Here is a 15,631-nt window from a genome sequence, read left to right on the forward strand (position 1 = left end):
CACCAAATCCTCTTCCACGACGAAAGCCCGTTGCTCCCCGATGGGCCACCATGCCCACTCCTGTCGCTTTTGCGACACGTTTACGTGAATTACACGGCCGCTGAACAGGATGTTATTCGAAGGGGGTACCGCGATCCGTGTTCCGTACTCTAGGCTCGGCGGTCGGATTCGTGCTCGAGTACGAGAGGAACCGCTTGTGGGCGACTGGGAGACGCTGGTCAGGCCGAGACCCGAACAGGCCGCCGAGTACCGGGCCGCGGGCTGGTGGCGCGAGGCGACGTTCCTCGACGACCTCGACGAGGCGGCGCGCCTCAGGGGCGGGCACCCCGCGATCATCGCCTACGAGGGCCGGGATCACTCGCGCGCCCTCGACTACGCCGAACTCCGGCGCCTGGTCGAGCGCTTCGCCGCCGCCCTGGCCGAACTCGGCGTGGGGCGCGGGGACGTGGTCGCCCTCTACCTGCCGAACCGCTGGATGCTCACCCCCCTGTACCTGGCGTGCCACCGCGTGGGCGCCGTCGGCTGCCCGGTCATCCCGGCGCTCGACGTGCGGGAGCTGTCGGACGTGCTCACCCGCAGCGAGGCGAAGGTCTGCGTGACCGCCGACCGCGTCGACGGGACGGACTACGGTGCCCGTCTGGCCGAGGCCGCGCCCGCCTCCCTGAAGCACCGGGTGGTCGTCGGCGACGCCGCCGCGACCGGCGCGGTCGACTTCGAGGACTTCTTCGTCCGCACGCCCTGGGAGGAGCGCCGCACCGTCGAGGCGGCCGACCGGCTGGGGCCCGACGACCCGTCGCTGCTGCTGTACACCTCCGGCACCACCGGCCGGATGAAAGGCGTGGTGCACAGTCAGAACACCCTCCACGCGGCCGTGCTCGCGGTCTCGGTACCGCACCGGCTCACCGCGGACGACGTCATCTCCATCCCCAACTACGCCACCCACATGGCCGGGCTGACCTACGCCTGCTACATGCCGCTGCTGCTGCGCGCCACCTGCGTGATGCAGGAGGCGGGCCGTGACATGGAGCTGCTGCTGGACCTGCTGGCCAGGCACCGCGTCACCTGGGCGTACGTGCCGCCCGCGTTCCTGGTGTCGATGCTGGAGGCGCAGCGCGAGAAGCCGCGCGACACCTCCAGCGTGGTGCAGGTCGTCTCCGGCTCGGCACCGATCGCGCCCCAGCTGATCGCCGAGATGCGGGAGGTCTTCGACGTCCCGGTGCGCGCCCTGTGGGGCATGACGGAGAACGGCGCGGTCACCGTGACCCGCGCGGACGACCCGGAGGGCTGGGCGGCGCACAGCGACGGGCGCCCCGAACCGTCGATGGAGATACGCATCGACACCGCGCCCGGCGACGACACCGGCCGGCTGCTGGTGCGCGGCGCCTCCCAGTGCCTGGGGTACCTCGGCCAGCGCGAGGTCTACCAGGCGTGCCTGGACGAGGAGGGCTGGTTCGACACCACCGACCTGGCACGCGACGACGGGCGCGGCGGCATCCGCATCACCGGCCGCAGCGTCGACCAGATCACCCGGGCCAACGGCATGAAGGTGTCCACGCTGTACGTGGAGTCCGTGCTGGTGCGGCACCCCCTGGTGAAGGAGGTCGCCCTGGTGGGCTACCCGGACCCGAAGGTGCCCGGCGCGGAACTGGTGTGCGCCGTGGTGGTGCCGGGCGATGAGCCGCCCACCCTCCGGGCGCTGCACGCGCTGCTGGCCGAGGAGAAGGTGGCCCGGGCCCTGTGGCCGGACCGGGTGCAGTTCGTGTGGGAGCTGCCCAGGAACTCGCTGGGCAAGATCCTGCGCCACCCGCTGCGCCGCCGTCTGGAGATCGAGTACGAACGCGCCGCGCGCCGATGACGGCGGCGGCCCGGGCCGCGGCGGACGCCCAGGAGCGGGGGCGTGCCCCGCAACGGCGGTCGGCCGCGCTGGCGGTGATCTCCGCGGCGCAGCTGATGTTCCTGCTGGACGCCACCATCGTCAACGTCGCGCTGCCGAGCATCCAGCGCTCCCTGGGACTGGACGGAGCGGCTCTGGAGTGGGTCGTCGCCTCGTACTCCATCGCCTTCGGCGGTCTGCTGATGCTGGGCGGGCGGGCCGGGGACATCCTGGGCCGGCGGCGGATGTTCGCGGCCGGGCTGGCGCTGTTCACCTGCGCCTCGCTGCTGGGCGGCCTCGCCTCCCAGCCGTGGCTGCTGGTGGTGTGCCGCGCGGCGCAGGGCGCGGGCGCCGCCGCGGCCTCGCCCGCCGCGCTGTCGCTGATCGCCGTGACGTTTCGCCAGGGGCCGGAGCGCGACCGGGCGATCGGCTGGTACACGGCCGTCGCCACGGCCGGCGGCGGCCTGGGCCTGCTGGCGGGCGGTGTGATCACCGCCTGGCTGTCCTGGCGCTGGGTGATGCTCGTCAACGTGCCGATCGGGGTGGTGCTCCTGGCCGTCACCCGGCGGGTGCTGCCCGAAGCGCCCCGGCGGTCCGGGGTGTTCGACGCCTCCGGCGCCGTCACCGGCACCCTGGCGGCGCTGCTGCTGGTGTACGGGCTGGTCTCCGCCTCCTCCGGGCACGGCGGCCGGACGCGGCCGGAGGTGCTCGCCGCGCTGGGCGCCGCGACCGTGCTGCTGGCGGTCTTCGTGGCGGTCGAGCGACGCGGGGCGCAGCCGCTGGTCCCGCTGCGGCTGTTCACCGGCGGGCGGCGGGCGGGCGTCTACGCGGTACTGGCGCTGACCAGCACCGCCATGTTCGGCGTCTTCTTCTTCCTCACCCTCTTCCTCAGCCGGGTGTGGGGGTACAGCTCCCTGCGGATCGCGGTCGTCTACCTCCCGCTGACCTGCCTGCTGGTCGCCGGGGCCAGAGTCGGCCCGCGTCTGGTGGCCCTGATGGGGGCCCGTGCGCTGGTCTGCTGCGGTCTGCTGACCGCGGCCGCCGGAATGGCGTGGCTGTCGCGCATCGGGGAGTCCGGCGGCTACGCCACCGGGATGCTCGTGCCGACCGTGCTGGTCTACGCGGGGCTCGGCGTCACCGGCGTCCCCCTGACACTGGCCGCCCTGGCGGACGTTGCCGACGAGGACTCCGGCGCCGCGTCGGGCCTGCTCACCATGGCCCGGCAGATCGGTGGCGCGACGGGGCTGGCCGTACTGGGCGCCGTCGTCTGGGCGGCGGCCGGCTCCGCCGGGCACAGGGGGGCGGAGGCCTCGGACGCGGCGCTGTCCTCGGGTATCGCCCAGGGCTTCCTCGCGGCGGCCGCGGTCACCGCGCTGTCGCTGCTGCCGGCGGCCTTCGCCGTGCCCGGGAAGCCTGCCGCGGACGTCTCGAACGGCGCGGACCTCTCGAATGCCGGGGACGCCGAGACCACCGAGGACGCCGAGAGCGCCGGGAAAACGACCGGACCGGACGAGGGGTGAGCGGCGTGGACGACTTCATGGTGGTCGGCGGCGGCATCGCGGGCGCCGCGGCCGGCTGGTTCCTGGCCCGGCACGGCCGGGTGACGCTGCTGGAGGCCGAGCGCGTCCCGGGCGCGCACTCGACCGGGCGGTCCGCCGCGGTGTTCTCCGAGTACTACGGCGGCCCGGTGGTGCGAGCCCTGACCGCGGCCGGCCGCGCCTTCTACACCGAGCCCCCCGAGGGCTTCTCCCCCACCGCCCTGCTGCGTCCGCGCGGCGTCCTGGCCCTGGAGACCCCGGGGAGCTCCGGCCTGTTCGAACAGGCGCTGGCCGAGGGGGCGGAAGCTCCCGAACCGGCCGTCGAGATCGACCGGCCCCGCGCCGTGGAGCTGTGCCCGGTGCTGCGCCCGGACTCCTTCGACCGCGCCCTGCACCGGCCGGGGGTGTGCGACATCGACGTGCACGCCGTCCACCAGGGCTTCCTGCGCGGTCTGCGCGCGGCGGGCGGGACCGTCGTGACCGGGGCCCGGGTCCGCTCCCTGCGGCGGCGGCGCGGCCACTGGCACGCGGCCACACCGGCCGGGGAGTTCCGCGCCGCGGCCGTGGTCGACGCGGCCGGGGCCTGGGCCGACGAGGTGGCCCGGCTGGCGGGTGCGGCGCCGGCCGGGCTGGTGCCGCGCCGCCGTACCGCCGCCGTCGCCGAACTGCCGCCCGGTCTCGACGCCTCCGGCTGGCCGATGGTCTGCGATGTGGCGGACACCTTCTACGCCAGACCGGAGTCGGGCGGGCTGCTGCTGTCCCCGGTGGACGCGGCCCCGGCCCCGCCCGGCGACGTACGTCCCGACGACCTCGACGTGGCCGTCGCCGTCCACCGCTTCGAGGCGGTGGCCGACCTCCGCGTCCGGCGCATCAGACACGCCTGGGCCGGGCTGCGGACCTCGCCCGCCGACGACGTGCCCGTCATCGGCCCGGACCCCGGCGCACCCGGTTTCCACTGGCTCGCCGGGCTGGGCGGATACGGAATCCAGACAGCTCCCGCGGCGGGCGCCCTGCTCGCCGCCCTCGCCGTGGGGGACGGGCCGCCACCCGTGCTCGCCCCCCTGGTCCCGGACCTGACCCCCCGTCCGTGACCCGCGCGGCTCCCCTTCAGCGCGCCGTCCCGTCACCAGCAGGGAGTGCACACATATGTCGACAGACGCGTCGGACGACCTCCGGCTTTCCGCCGGCGGCAGCGTCGACCACGGCCCCTACCGTCCCGTGACCGCGCTCATCGAGGAACAGACCGACCGGACCCCCGACCGCCCCGCCCTGGTCTGGCGGGGGACGCGGGAGGAGAGGACCCTGACGTACGCGGAGTTCGACGCGCTCGCCAACGGGCTCGCCGCGCGGTTGTCGGCGGCCGGTGCGGGCCCCGGCTCGGTGGTGCCCGTGGTGGTGGGCAACAGCGTCGAACTCCCCCTGTGCATGGTGGCGCTGATGAAGACCGGTGCGGCGTTCGCGCTGTGCGACCCGGTGTGGCCGGAGGAGCGGCTGCGCTCGGTGCTGCGGACGCTGGACGCGCCACTCGTCCTGACCTCCGGGCCGCCGGTGTGCGCCGGCCGGCCGGCGACGGTCGTGCGCGCGGCCGGGATCACGCCGAGCACCGAGCGTCCCGGCATCCTGCCCGGCCCCGGCGACATCGCCTACGGGGTGTTCACCTCCGGCACGACCGGCACCTCCAAATGCGCCCTCAACCTGCACGGCGGCCTGGCCAACCGGTTCCGCTTCATGACCCGCCGCTTCCCCGCCACCGGAGGGGAGGTGGTGCTCCAGAACAGCCGCCACACCTTCGACTCCGCCATCTGGCAGCTGCTGTGGCCGCTGACCACCGGCGGGCGGACGGTCGTCCCCGAGCAGGGCGAGTTCCTCGACCTGGAGCGGACGGTGGAGACCATCGACCGCTACCGGGTCACGGTCACCGACTTCGTCCCGGCGATCCTGGGCATGCTGGTGGCCCTGCTGGAGTCCGACCCCGCGGCCGTACGCAGGGTCTCCTCCCTGCGGCATCTGGTGGTCGGCGGCGAGGAGATCGTGCCGCGCGCCGTCCACCGGCTGCGGGAGATGGTCCCCGGCCTGGAGGTGTACAACGGGTACGGGCCCTCGGAGACCGCCATCGGCATGGTCTTCCACCGCGTCCGGGGCGACGAGGGCGACCACATACCGCTCGGGCGGCCCATCGACAACTGCCACGCCCTCGTCGTCGACGACGCGCTGCGGCCCCTGCCCGCGGGCGCCACCGGCGAGATCCTGGTCGGCGGCGCCTGCGTGGGGGCGGGTTACCTGGGCGATCCGGAGCGCACCGAGCGGGCGTTCGTGCCCAATCCCTTCCCCTCGGTACCCGGCGAGCGGCTGTACCGCACCGGTGATCTGGGCTGGTACGACGAGCGGGGGCTGCTGCGCTTCGCCGGGCGGCGCGACCGGCAGGCCAAGGTGGACGGCGTCCGCGTCGAGCCGGCCGAGATCGAGAACGCCGCCGAGGGCTGCCGCGGCGTCGTCCAGGCCAAGGCCATGACGGTGCGCCGGGCCGGGCGCACCCGGCTGGTGGTCGCGGCGGCGGCCGAGCCGGGCATCACTCCGGCGGCGCTGCGCTCCCATCTGGCGTCCGTGCTGCCCCGCATCCAGGTGCCGCGCCACTGCTTCGTGCTCCAGGCCCTGCCGCTGACGGACAACGGCAAGGTGGATCTGCGCGCGCTGCGCGCGATCGTGGAGGACAAACTGGAGTCCGAGGCGAGACCGGCCGTGCGCGGGCCGTCGGGCGCGCGGACCCCCGCCCAGCACATCGCGCACGTGATGGGCTCGGTGCTCGGACTGCCCGACTTCCGGGCCGGTGACGACTTCCTGGCGCGCGGCGGCGACTCGCTGTCCGCCATGAGCGCGACGCTGCGCATCCGGGAGGCCGTGGGCGCCTGTGTGAGCCTGTCCGACGTCTACGAACACCGCACGCCCGAGCGGCTCGCCGCGGCCCTGGAGGGGGCCGGCGCGCACGGCCGCGAAGGGCCCGGGGCGTCCGCCGGGGACGAGGAGCGCTCGATGGAGCTCGACGCCCGGCTCCCGGCGGACCTGACCCGCCTGGCCCGCCTGGCGGCGGGGGCGGTCCCGGCCGTACCGCCGCGCACCGTCCTGGTCACCGGGGCCACCGGCTTCGTCGGGGCCCGGACCGTGCACCGGCTGGTGACCTCGACCGGGGCGCGCGCGGTGTGCCTGGTGCGCGCCCGCGACGACGCGCACGCCCGGGAGCGGCTGGCACGCACCCTGCGTTCGCAGGGGCTGTGGGACGCGGACGTCGCCGCGCGCGTCGAGGCCCGCCGGGGCGATCTGGAGCGGCCCCGCTTCGGCTGGCCGCGCCCGCGGTGGGAGTCCCTCGCCACCGGGTGCGACGCCGTGCTGCACATCGGAGGGCTGGTCAACTTCCTGCTGGACTACCGGTCCCACCGTCCGGCCAATGTCACCGGCACGGCCGAGGTGCTGCGTTTCGCCCTGTCGGGGCGGCCCAAGCCGCTGCACCACATCTCCACCCTCGGCGTCCTGGACCGGCACGCGGCCGGTGCGGCGGAGCCGGTGGGCGAGGACTTCGACCCCCGCGACGCGGTCCTGCCCGCCAGCGGCTACAGCCGCTCCAAGTGGGTGGCCGAGCGCATGGTGCTCGCGGCGCGGCGGCTGGGCGCCCCGGTGGTGGTGCACCGGCTGGGCGAGGTGATGCCGGCGGCCGACAACGGCGTGCCCAATCCCGCGGCGCTCACCCATCTGCTGCTGTCGGCATTCCTCCAACTGGGCGTGCGGCCCGGCGTGCCGATGGTCTCCGACTACACCCCCGTGGACGAGACGGCCGCCCGGCTGGTCGCCGCGCTCACCGAGCCGCCGCCCGGGGCGCCCGGCCACGGCGTGTACCACGTCTTCCGTCCCGGCGGTGTGGACTTCGCCGCGCTCGACCTGACCGCTCCGGGCGGTGCGCGCCCCCTGCGCACGGTGCCGGCCCAGGAGTTCGCGGCGGCGCTGCGGGAGGCGGCGGACGGCGACAGGGAGTCGTCCGCGGCCGTGCTGCACGCCCTGCTGACGGCCCTGCCGTCGGCCGTGCCCGGCGGACCGCCGGACTTCCGGCGCCTGCTGTCGGACAATCCGGGCCTGTTCACCAGGCAGGCGTGCGACGCCCTGGAAGCCCGGCACGGTCTGCGCCAGGGGCCGCTGGAGGCAGCGGTCGCCGCCTACCGCGCCACGCTCACCTCCTGAACGGTGCGCCCGGCGACCGGACGCACCGGGAGCACACCCGAACACCGGAAGTTCCGGGAGTTTCCGAGAGAAGCGAACCGAAAGGACGACAGTGCACTACCGAAGCATGGGCCGGCTCGGCTGGGACGTCAGCGAGATCGGCTACGGCATGTGGGGCATCGGAGGCGGTCCCGGCGGCTTCACCGGCTGGGACTACGACACGGCGCCGGACTGCCTGGACCTGGCGGTCGAGCTGGGCTGCACGTTCTTCGACACCGCCTGGGTCTACGGCCGCGGTGTCAGCGAGCGGATGCTGGGGGACCTGCTGCGCAGGCACCCCGGCCGCCGGCTGTACGTCGCCACCAAGGTCCCGCCGCTGAACCGGCAGTGGCCGCCGCGCCCGGACGACACCCTCGACGACGTCTTCCCGCCCGGTCATGTGCGCGAGTACGTCCACCGCAGCCTGGAGAACCTCGGCACCGACCGCATCGACCTGCTGCAGTTCCACGTCTGGGAGGACCGGTGGAGCGACGACGAGCGCTGGCAGCGGGTGATCTCCGACCTCAAGGCCGAGGGCGTGATCGAGGGCTTCGGCATCAGCGTCAACCGCTGGGAGCCGGAGAACTGCCTGCGGGCGATCGACACCGGCCTGGTCGACGTCGTCCAGGTCATCTACAACATCTTCGACCAGGCCCCCGAGGACGAACTGTTCGAACGCGCGCTGCTCGACGACATCGGCATCATCGCCCGCGTCCCCTTCGACGAGGGCGGTCTCACCGGAAAGCTCACCCGTGACACCGTCTTCCCCGAGGACGACTGGCGGGCGGTCTACTTCGGCCCCGAGAACCTGGGCCCGACGGTCGAACGGGCCGAGCGGCTGAAGAAGGTGCTGCCCGAGGGCATGACGCTGCCCGAGCTGTCGCTGCGCTTCATCCTCCACCACCCGGCCGTCAGCACCGTCATCCCCGGCATGCGCAGGCCGGAGCACGTCCGCGCCAACCTGGCCGTCTCCGACGGCCGGCGGCTGGACCGCCCCGTGCTGGACGAGCTGCGCGGCCACCGCTGGGACCGCCGCCCGACGGAGTGGTCGATGTGACCGTCATAGCCATGTGGGCGCACCCCCGGGCGGTCTCCACCGCCTTCCTGCGCATGATGGCCGAACGCGGCGACGTGACCGTGGTGCACGAGCCGCTGGTGCTGCTCACCGACCACGGCGAGGTGTCCGTGCCCGGCCCGGACGGGGACACGGTCGTGCTCCGCTCCCCCGGCGATCTGCTGGCCCACCTCGCGGCGCTGGGCGAGGAGCGGCCGGTGTTCTTCAAGGACACCCTGGAGTACCACTACCAGCACCTGTTCGACCACCCGGAGCGGATCGCGGGCTTCCGGCACACCTTCATCGTCCGCGATCCGGCGCGCGCCATCGCCTCGCACCACGCGGTCAAGCCCGAGGTGACCTGCTCCGAGATCGGCTACGAGCACCAGTGGGACCTGTTCGAGCTCGCCTGGAAGACCACCGGCGAGCGCCCGGTGGTGATCCGCGCCGAGCGGCTGCTGGCCGATCCGGCGGGGGTGGTCTCGGCGTACTGCGAGCGGGTCGGGCTGCCCTACGTCCCCGAGGCCCTGAACTGGCAGCCGGGCGAGCGCGCCGAGTGGCGGCCGAACCGGCGCTGGCACCTGGACGTCATGGCCAGTTCGGCCTTCCGGGCGCCGGAACGGGAGTACGCCGTCACCGTCGACAACGACGAGCGGTTGCGCTCCTTCCACGAACACCACCTGCCGTACTACGAGCGGCTGATCGAGCACGCCCTGTGAGACGGCCTGTGACACGCCCCGTGACATGCCCTGTGACACCTCCCGTGAGACCCGCGGGCCCAGCACCGGAAGGGACCGGACCATGAACGCCACCGCGACCGCCACCGAGCAGGGCGGCCCACCGCCGGCCGCGACCGCACCGGCCGCCGCGCCCTCGCCGGGCGAGGAGTTCGCCCGGGCCTTCGCCGAGGCGCCGGACAGGGCCGAGGTCCACTTCGGCTTCACCGTCACCGACGCCTTCCAGCCGGGGAAGGAGAGGCACCGGCTGACGGCCCGCCACCTGTTCCGCAAGCAGCGGGCCGGATCCGGCCCGGTGCGCACCTGGTTCGAGACCAGACCGCCCGGGGAGGCGCCGCCCCGCGAGGGCCGGCTGCGCGAGGACTCGTTCCTGTTCGCCCCGGCCGACCACCACGTCGCGCCGATCACCGCCTGGGTGCGGATCCCCGACGGGCTCGCCGGGGATCCGGCGGCCCTTGCCGCCTTCGTGGACCGGCGGCTGATGGTCCGGCTGGGCACCGCGGAGAACCGGGCGCTCACCCATGACGTGCTGCGCCACCCGGACGTGGCGTCCCTGCCCTACCGGGGCTCGTACGCCGCCGGCCTGCTCGCCGCCTTCGACGAGATCGAGCAGACCGGCGGGACCGGGCACGCGGTGATGGTCAATCCCCGCGACTACTACGGGCAGCTGGTCGGCTCCGGCAGCCTGCTGGCCGACCTCGCCCGCGAGGGCGTCATGGTCTGCCGCCACCGGCAGGTCGCGCCCGGCTGCGCGCTGGTCGGGGACTTCGCCATGGCCGCCGTGCTCCTGGACGCCGAGCACTCGTTGATCAAGGTCGCCGAGCCGCCGCCGGGGACCTTCGACGAGCCCGGGGGCACGGCGGTGTGCGCGGTGGTCCACGAGTCCGTCGCCGTCCAGCTGCCCACCCACTTCTTCCACGTGGTGCCGGGCTGACCGGTCCCGGTGCGGGTGCCGGGCCGGCCCGGCACCCGCACCGGGACCTCAGGTCTGCGCCAGCCAGATGCTCAGGTTGAGCGCGGCGGCGAACGCCGTCCACAGCAGGTAGGGCGCCAGCAGGTACCCCGCCGCCGGGCGGACTCGGTGGAACGCCACCGCCGTCGCACCGGCCGCGGCGAGCAGCAGGCAGATGTCGGCGAAGGCGAGCCCGTACCGCCGGGCGCCGAAGAACAGCGGAGTCCACGCCGCGTTGAGCAGCAGCTGGACGCCCCACAGCCCCAGCTCGGCGCGGGCCCGCGGCCCCTTGGCACGCCAGACCAGCCAGGCGCTGAGGGCGATGAGCGCGTAGAGCACCGTCCACACCGGGCCGAAGAGCCAGGACGGCGGCGCCCAGACGGGGCGGTCCAGGGACTGGTAGACCCTGCCGGAGTCCGCGGCGGCGAGGGCCCCCACCGCCGCGGCGGCGTAGGCGAGGGCGGTGAACAGCACCAGGGACGGCCAGGACGCCCGCCCCCGCGTCGCGGTCCTCCTCCGGGATGCGCGGTGTTCCGGCATGCGGTCCTCCTCACGGGTCGTCCGCTCCCTCCGGCACCGCCTACCCCTTCGGGACCGCTTCACCGGACCGGCTCAGCGGCCCGGCCGGAGCCCCCCGCCGGCGCGCGGGCCGGAGCAGACTGGAAGAGGATGGCCCGAAGGAGGCGGCCGACGCCCCCGGGATCCGCGCCGGCCCGGCGGCCGGCCGCCGGGCGATCCTCCGGTCCGACGGACGAAAGGTGCCGACATGACCGCGAACAGCCCGTACGAGCAGCCCCCGGGCCACGGCCCGCAGAGCTCGCAGGAGGCCCGGGTGGAGGCGCTGGAGACGCAGGTGCAGGCACTGGCCGAGGCCGTCCGGGCACTGGCCCGGGGCCTGGAGCAGCCACCCTCCCAGGACGCGGCGCTGCCCGAGGAGGCGGCCCGCGGGGCCAGGCTGGCGCACGAGATCCTGCTCGCCCAGGGCCTGTAGACGGCGTCCTTCGGCCGCTTGCGGCCCGCCCGCCCGACGGGCGCGGCCGGCGGAGCGCTGACAGACTGGGGCGGTGAAGGGGGGCGGGAGACTACCCCGGAGGCGGCTATGGCGAGTTCACAGGGGCGTCGGCCGATCGTGGTGGGCGTGGACCCCGATCCCTCCCGGCGGGCGGCCCTCGCCTGGGCCGCGGACGAGGCCGCCCGGCGGGGCCTGCCGCTGCGTGTGGTGCACGCCCAGGGCGTGCCGACCGGCGGTTACTGGTCGTCGGAGCTGCGGCCGTCCTGGGAGCAGTGGAACGAGGCGCTGCACGAGGCCGGCGAGCGGGTGCTCCAGGACGCGGTCGCCCTCGTCGAGGAGCGGCAGCCGCGCGTGGAGGTCTCCTGGCTGCTGGCGGAGGGGCATCCCGCCTGGGTGCTGCGCGAGGAGTCGCGGAACGCGGCGATGGCCGTGGTGGGTTCCTGGCACCTGTCCTCCGCGCAGGAGCTGTTCGGCTCCACCGCGGTGGGGCTGCCGCTCACCGCCCACGCCACGTGCCCGGTGGTGGTCCTGCGGGAGCCGGAGCACGTCACCCGGCAGCCGCCGTACCTCGTGGTGGGCGTCGACGGCAGTCCGGACTCCGCCGCGGCCGTCGACTTCGCCTTCGAGGAGGCGTCGCTGCGCGGCGCGGCGCTGCGGGCGCTGTACGCGTGGCATCCGCCGCTGCTGGGCTCCCTGGACGAGAACGCGGCCGAGCAGGAGGCCCGCCGACTGCTGTCGGAGTCGGTCGCGGGCCGCACCGCCGCGCACCCGGAGGTGGACCTGCGGCACGAGTTCGCACGGGGCCATCCGGTGCAGGTCCTGGCCGAGGCGTCCGAGCAGGCTCTCGGCCTGGTCGTGGGCACCCGGGGGCGCGGGGGCTTCACCGGGATGCTGCTGGGCTCGGTGAGCCAGGGCGTGCTCCACCACGCGCGCTGTCCGGTCTTCACCGTCCCCGCCGCGGACGGGCGCGCCGCCTGACGCGGCGCCCCGCCGTCCGGATGCGGGACGCGGTGGAGCGGACCAGAATGGAGTACCGGTCCGGATGTCCGGGGACACCGGGTGCCCGGGGCTCTCTCCCCCCGAAGCCGGGTCCACCGCGTTCGCCGGATCGGCCGAACCCGCCGGGCCCGCCGAATCCACAGCATTCACCGCGTTTCCGATGCGAGGAGACTGCCATGACCACTGCCCGGGACATCATGCACACCGGCGCGGAGTGCGTCGGGGAGCACGAGACTCTGGACGCCGCGGCGCGGCGCATGCGCGACCTCGACGTGGGCGCGCTGCCGATATGCGGCGACGACGACAGGCTGCACGGGATCATCACCGACCGCGACATCGTGGTGAAGTGCCTGGCCACCGGGAGCGATCCGGCCAGGATGACCGCCGGTGAGCTGGCCCAGGGGCGGACGTTCACGGTGACCGCCGACACGGACGTCGAGAAGGTGCTGGACACCATGGAGAAGCATCAGATCCGCCGGGTTCCGATCATCGACGAGCAGAAGCGGCTGGTCGGCATGGTCAGCGAGGCCGACCTGGCCCGCAACCTCCCCGAGACCGAGGTCGGCCGGTTCGTCGAGGCCGTGGTGGCCAAGCAGGTCTGACCGCCGCTCCCGCGGGGTCGGGGATCCGGCCTCGCGAGGGGTCGCGGGCGCGTCAGCGACCGCCCGCCGGGGGCGGGCCGAAGCGGACGTCCACGCGCGGCGCGTACAGCACGCTGATCGGGGCTCCCTCCGGGGCGGGCAGCCCGCAGGCGGCGACGAGGTCCTCCTCGCACTCCAGGAGCTCGGCGCGGTGCAGGGGCCAGGTCCCGTGGACGTTGGGCAGGTACACCGTCCTGCCGCCGTACCAGGCCGTGTGCAGTCCCCAGCGGGCCGTCAGGAAGTGTTCCAGGGCGGTGGGCTCGGCGATCCGCTCCCCCACCCGCACCCGGATCCGGGTGGCCGGACGGCCCCGGCCGCGCGGCCCGATCCTGGCGCTGGTCCACAGCAGGTCGCGTTCGCGCCCGGCGCGGCGGCGCATGGAGGCCCATCGGTACGGCAGGCGCAGCACGGCCCGCGCCCCGAGCACCGGCAGCAGCCGCGCGCACTCCAGGGTCAGGAACACCACCCCGCGCCGCCCCCGCCGGTCCACGCCGTACACGCGCACGTTGGTCTCCGGGAAGCTCCCCAGGTACGGCAGTCCGGGCCCGCGGCCGAAGCCCAGACCGTGCATCCGGAAGGGCACCAGCCCCACGTGGGCGGTGCCCTCGTGGACGTCGGGGCGGACCCCGTCGGGCAGCAGCGGGGCGACCGCCGCCGGTGCCACCGGCCAGTGCAGGAAGGTCACGTCGCGCCAGGACTGCGTCAGCAGCGCCCGGCCGACCGGGCGAGGGGTGACCGCCGTGACGGGTTCGGCGGGCTGGTCTCCCCGCTGGCTCATGGGCGCTTCCCCTCACTCCCGGCCGTCCGTGCGGGCCGTGCGGTTCACCGCACAGTACTGCGGCGGGCCAGGAGGCGCCGTAGGCTGGCCGTGTGCGCACCGTGGAGTTGCTTCCGGACGGCTCGGGCGACCTGGCCGTGCGCCGGGCGTGGCGCCATCTGGCCGCGGCGGGGATGCCCAGCCAGGAGGCGCACACCCATCCGACCAACCGCCCCCACCTCACCCTGGCCGCCGCCGGCGCGCTCCCGGACGCGGCGCGCGAGAAGGTGGCCGAGGCACTGGCCGCCCTGCCGCTGGGGCTCTGCCTGGACGGGCTGCTGCGTTTCGCGGGCCGCACGCACGTCCTGGCCTGGGCGGTGCGGCCGGATCCGGAGCTGCTGCGGCTGCACGAGGCCGTCTGGCGGGCGCTGACCGCCTCACCGGAGGCCGGCGGGACGAACCCGCTGCACGCCCCCGGCCGGTGGGTTCCGCACATCACCCTCGGACGCAGCCGCCGCCCGGCCTGGGACCGGCCGGACGCGGAGCTGCTGCCCGCCGGTCCGCGGGAGCCGGTGCGGGGCCGTCTGACCGGTGCCCGCAGCTACGACTCGGCCACCCGCACCACCGAGGTCCTCGCGCCGTAGGGGCGCGTCCGGGTCGCGCCGTCCGTCAGCCGACCGTCAGTCGGCCGTCAGTCGGCCGTACGGCCCTCCCGGGCCACCAGTGCGAAGGTGTGCCCGGCCGGGTCGGAGTACAGGCGTACGTCGCGCGGTCCGCCGTTGTCCTTGGTGTCGACCGGACGCGCCCCGTGGCCGACCGCCTCGCGTTCGGCCTCGTCCATGCCGTCCTGCGGGACCAGGATGTGCAGGTGCGCCTGGAGCGAGTCGTCCGGGCGGGGCCAGCTCGGCGGCGTGAAGCCGTGGTCGCGCCGGATGGCCAGGCGGATCCCCTCCCCACCGGTCACCTCGATGAAGTCCGGGTCCACGCCCCGGCGCGCCTCGGCGCCCAGGAGGTTCGCGTAGAACTCCGCCAGCGCCTCGGGTTCGGCGCAGTCCAGCACCAGCACGCTCGTCTTCTGCACGGGCACGGGTCACCCCCACGGGTCGTCGTCGGCCGTCCGCCGTCCGTCGGGGCCCGTATACCCCCGAAACGACGGAACAGCGGCCGAGCCCCTCAACTCCTTCTGATCCCAAGCCTGTTCGCGATTACGGATCCTTGCGCACCAGGTGCGCACGGCAGGTGCGCGGGGGCTTCGGAGCGGCGTGGAGCGGATCGGCACAGAACGGACACACCCGGCGAGGCTGTCGCACCGGGTCCGTGGGTAGGTTCCGTCCATGACTGATGTCGTGGACGCAGACGAACTCCTCCGTCGCATCCGGGTCGCACGCGACTGGGCGGCCGAACGGGAAGCCGAAGCCGGGAGCCTGCCCGGCACCGGCGAGGGCGCCGATCCCACGGCGGCCGGCGTCGACCGTGTCGTCTTCTCGGTGGTCCGCGAGGTGCTGGACGAGATCATCAATCCGGGAACCCACTCCCGCTCGCGGTAGGTTCCGTTCCGGGGGCCTGGGCGCGGGCCGGCGGGAACCGGCCCGGCTCATACCGGCTGCCGCGCGGCCGTGAGTACGCCGGCGCGGGGTCTCGCGCCACCGCCGCCCGGCGGGGCGCCCGGGCGGGCCGCGCTGCCGGGCGGTCGCGGGAGGAGCTCGCCGGGTCCGCCGCGCCCGTACGAACCGCACGGGTCCGGCGGCGAACGCCCGCGCCCCGGTGCGGGCACCGCGCCCCCCTGCCCCACGCCGTTTTCCGTGCCGTCGCCCGCCACGGGT

General features: G+C 74.9%; 15 protein-coding genes. 12 read left to right on the plus strand and 3 right to left on the minus strand.

Annotated features, from left to right (window positions below; genetic code table 11):
- The first annotated feature begins 196 nt into the window (after window positions 1-196).
- The 7 genes from L7D48_RS04415 to L7D48_RS04445 all read left to right on the plus strand — a co-directional run bounded on the left by L7D48_RS04415 (window position 197) and on the right by L7D48_RS04445 (window position 10,381).
- Window positions 197-1,855, plus strand: coding sequence for an AMP-binding protein (locus L7D48_RS04415; protein WP_237877554.1), 1,659 nt, complete (start codon window positions 197-199; stop codon window positions 1,853-1,855).
- Entirely contained in the window at window positions 1,852-3,393 is a 1,542-nt protein-coding gene (locus L7D48_RS04420) for an MFS transporter (RefSeq protein WP_237877555.1), read from the plus strand. The genes L7D48_RS04415 and L7D48_RS04420 overlap by 4 nt, the downstream gene beginning before the upstream one ends.
- A 5-nt stretch (window positions 3,394-3,398) precedes the next feature.
- On the plus strand, window positions 3,399-4,502 hold the full coding sequence (locus L7D48_RS04425) for an FAD-binding oxidoreductase (protein WP_237877556.1): 1,104 nt from the start codon (window positions 3,399-3,401) through the stop codon (window positions 4,500-4,502).
- A 55-nt stretch (window positions 4,503-4,557) separates the two neighbouring features.
- On the plus strand, window positions 4,558-7,638 hold the full coding sequence (locus tag L7D48_RS04430) for a non-ribosomal peptide synthetase (protein WP_237877557.1): 3,081 nt from the start codon (window positions 4,558-4,560) through the stop codon (window positions 7,636-7,638).
- 91 nt (window positions 7,639-7,729) lie between these two features.
- On the plus strand, window positions 7,730-8,713 hold the full coding sequence (locus tag L7D48_RS04435; RefSeq protein ID WP_237877558.1) for an aldo/keto reductase: 984 nt from the start codon (window positions 7,730-7,732) through the stop codon (window positions 8,711-8,713).
- Window positions 8,710-9,429 carry a sulfotransferase family protein gene (locus L7D48_RS04440; protein ID WP_237877559.1) on the plus strand — a complete coding sequence of 240 codons (720 nt, stop codon included), beginning with the start codon at window positions 8,710-8,712 and terminating at the stop codon, window positions 9,427-9,429. Before L7D48_RS04435 ends, L7D48_RS04440 begins: the two co-directional genes overlap by 4 nt.
- 82 nt (window positions 9,430-9,511) lie before the next feature.
- On the plus strand, window positions 9,512-10,381 hold the full coding sequence (locus tag L7D48_RS04445) for a family 3 encapsulin nanocompartment shell protein (RefSeq protein WP_237877560.1): 870 nt from the start codon (window positions 9,512-9,514) through the stop codon (window positions 10,379-10,381).
- A gap of 48 nt (window positions 10,382-10,429) precedes the next feature.
- On the opposite strand, the gene L7D48_RS04450 is transcribed toward L7D48_RS04445, so the two are convergent.
- Window positions 10,430-10,939 carry a TspO/MBR family protein gene (locus L7D48_RS04450; RefSeq protein ID WP_237877561.1) on the minus strand — a complete coding sequence of 170 codons (510 nt, stop codon included), beginning with the start codon at window positions 10,937-10,939 and terminating at the stop codon, window positions 10,430-10,432.
- 226 nt (window positions 10,940-11,165) lie between these two features.
- Here L7D48_RS04450 and L7D48_RS04455 point away from each other — a divergent pair, with 226 nt between their 5' ends.
- The 3 genes from L7D48_RS04455 (at window position 11,166) to L7D48_RS04465 (ending at window position 13,012) form a co-directional block, all read left to right on the plus strand.
- Window positions 11,166-11,390 (plus strand): hypothetical protein, encoded by a 225-nt coding sequence (locus L7D48_RS04455; protein WP_237877562.1) that lies wholly within the window; start codon window positions 11,166-11,168, stop codon window positions 11,388-11,390.
- 108 nt (window positions 11,391-11,498) lie between these two features.
- Window positions 11,499-12,389, plus strand: a complete 891-nt coding sequence (locus L7D48_RS04460) for a universal stress protein (RefSeq protein WP_237877563.1) — start codon at window positions 11,499-11,501, stop codon at window positions 12,387-12,389.
- Window positions 12,390-12,586: 197 nt separating this feature from the next.
- Complete coding sequence (locus L7D48_RS04465) at window positions 12,587-13,012, plus strand: CBS domain-containing protein (protein ID WP_237877564.1); 426 nt, start codon at window positions 12,587-12,589, stop codon at window positions 13,010-13,012.
- A gap of 52 nt (window positions 13,013-13,064) precedes the next feature.
- On the opposite strand, the gene L7D48_RS04470 is transcribed toward L7D48_RS04465, so the two are convergent.
- Entirely contained in the window at window positions 13,065-13,829 is a 765-nt protein-coding gene (locus tag L7D48_RS04470; protein WP_237877565.1) for a YqjF family protein, read from the minus strand.
- A 92-nt stretch (window positions 13,830-13,921) separates the two neighbouring features.
- Here L7D48_RS04470 and L7D48_RS04475 point away from each other — a divergent pair, with 92 nt between their 5' ends.
- Window positions 13,922-14,452, plus strand: coding sequence for a 2'-5' RNA ligase family protein (locus tag L7D48_RS04475; RefSeq protein ID WP_237877566.1), 531 nt, complete (start codon window positions 13,922-13,924; stop codon window positions 14,450-14,452).
- A 47-nt stretch (window positions 14,453-14,499) separates the two neighbouring features.
- Here L7D48_RS04475 and L7D48_RS04480 read toward each other — a convergent pair whose 3' ends face one another.
- Window positions 14,500-14,895: a VOC family protein gene (locus tag L7D48_RS04480; protein ID WP_237877567.1), complete on the minus strand. Its 396-nt coding sequence runs from the start codon at window positions 14,893-14,895 to the stop codon at window positions 14,500-14,502.
- 247 nt (window positions 14,896-15,142) lie between these two features.
- On the opposite strand from L7D48_RS04480, the gene L7D48_RS04485 reads away from it, so the two are divergent.
- A complete protein-coding gene (locus tag L7D48_RS04485) occupies window positions 15,143-15,355 on the plus strand; it encodes a hypothetical protein (RefSeq protein ID WP_237877568.1) in 213 nt (70 codons plus the stop codon).
- Window positions 15,356-15,631: the final 276 nt, after the last annotated feature.

Source organism: Streptomyces sp. ICN903, from assembly GCF_022015835.1.
GTDB lineage: Bacteria > Actinomycetota > Actinomycetes > Streptomycetales > Streptomycetaceae > Streptomyces > Streptomyces fenghuangensis.

What these genes read in the sequence shown, in the direction of transcription:
- L7D48_RS04420 (WP_237877555.1), top strand. Translation starts at nt 1,852, where the DNA reads ATGACGGCGGCGGCCCGGGCCGCGGCGGACGCCCAGGAGCGGGGGCGT.
- L7D48_RS04430 (WP_237877557.1), top strand. Translation starts at nt 4,558, where the DNA reads ATGTCGACAGACGCGTCGGACGACCTCCGGCTTTCCGCCGGCGGCAGC.
- L7D48_RS04445 (WP_237877560.1), top strand. Translation starts at nt 9,512, where the DNA reads ATGAACGCCACCGCGACCGCCACCGAGCAGGGCGGCCCACCGCCGGCC.
- L7D48_RS04450 (WP_237877561.1), bottom strand. Translation starts at nt 10,939, where the DNA reads ATGCCGGAACACCGCGCATCCCGGAGGAGGACCGCGACGCGGGGGCGG.
- L7D48_RS04455 (WP_237877562.1), top strand. Translation starts at nt 11,166, where the DNA reads ATGACCGCGAACAGCCCGTACGAGCAGCCCCCGGGCCACGGCCCGCAG.
- L7D48_RS04460 (WP_237877563.1), top strand. Translation starts at nt 11,499, where the DNA reads ATGGCGAGTTCACAGGGGCGTCGGCCGATCGTGGTGGGCGTGGACCCC.
- L7D48_RS04465 (WP_237877564.1), top strand. Translation starts at nt 12,587, where the DNA reads ATGACCACTGCCCGGGACATCATGCACACCGGCGCGGAGTGCGTCGGG.
- L7D48_RS04470 (WP_237877565.1), bottom strand. Translation starts at nt 13,829, where the DNA reads ATGAGCCAGCGGGGAGACCAGCCCGCCGAACCCGTCACGGCGGTCACC.
- L7D48_RS04485 (WP_237877568.1), top strand. Translation starts at nt 15,143, where the DNA reads ATGACTGATGTCGTGGACGCAGACGAACTCCTCCGTCGCATCCGGGTC.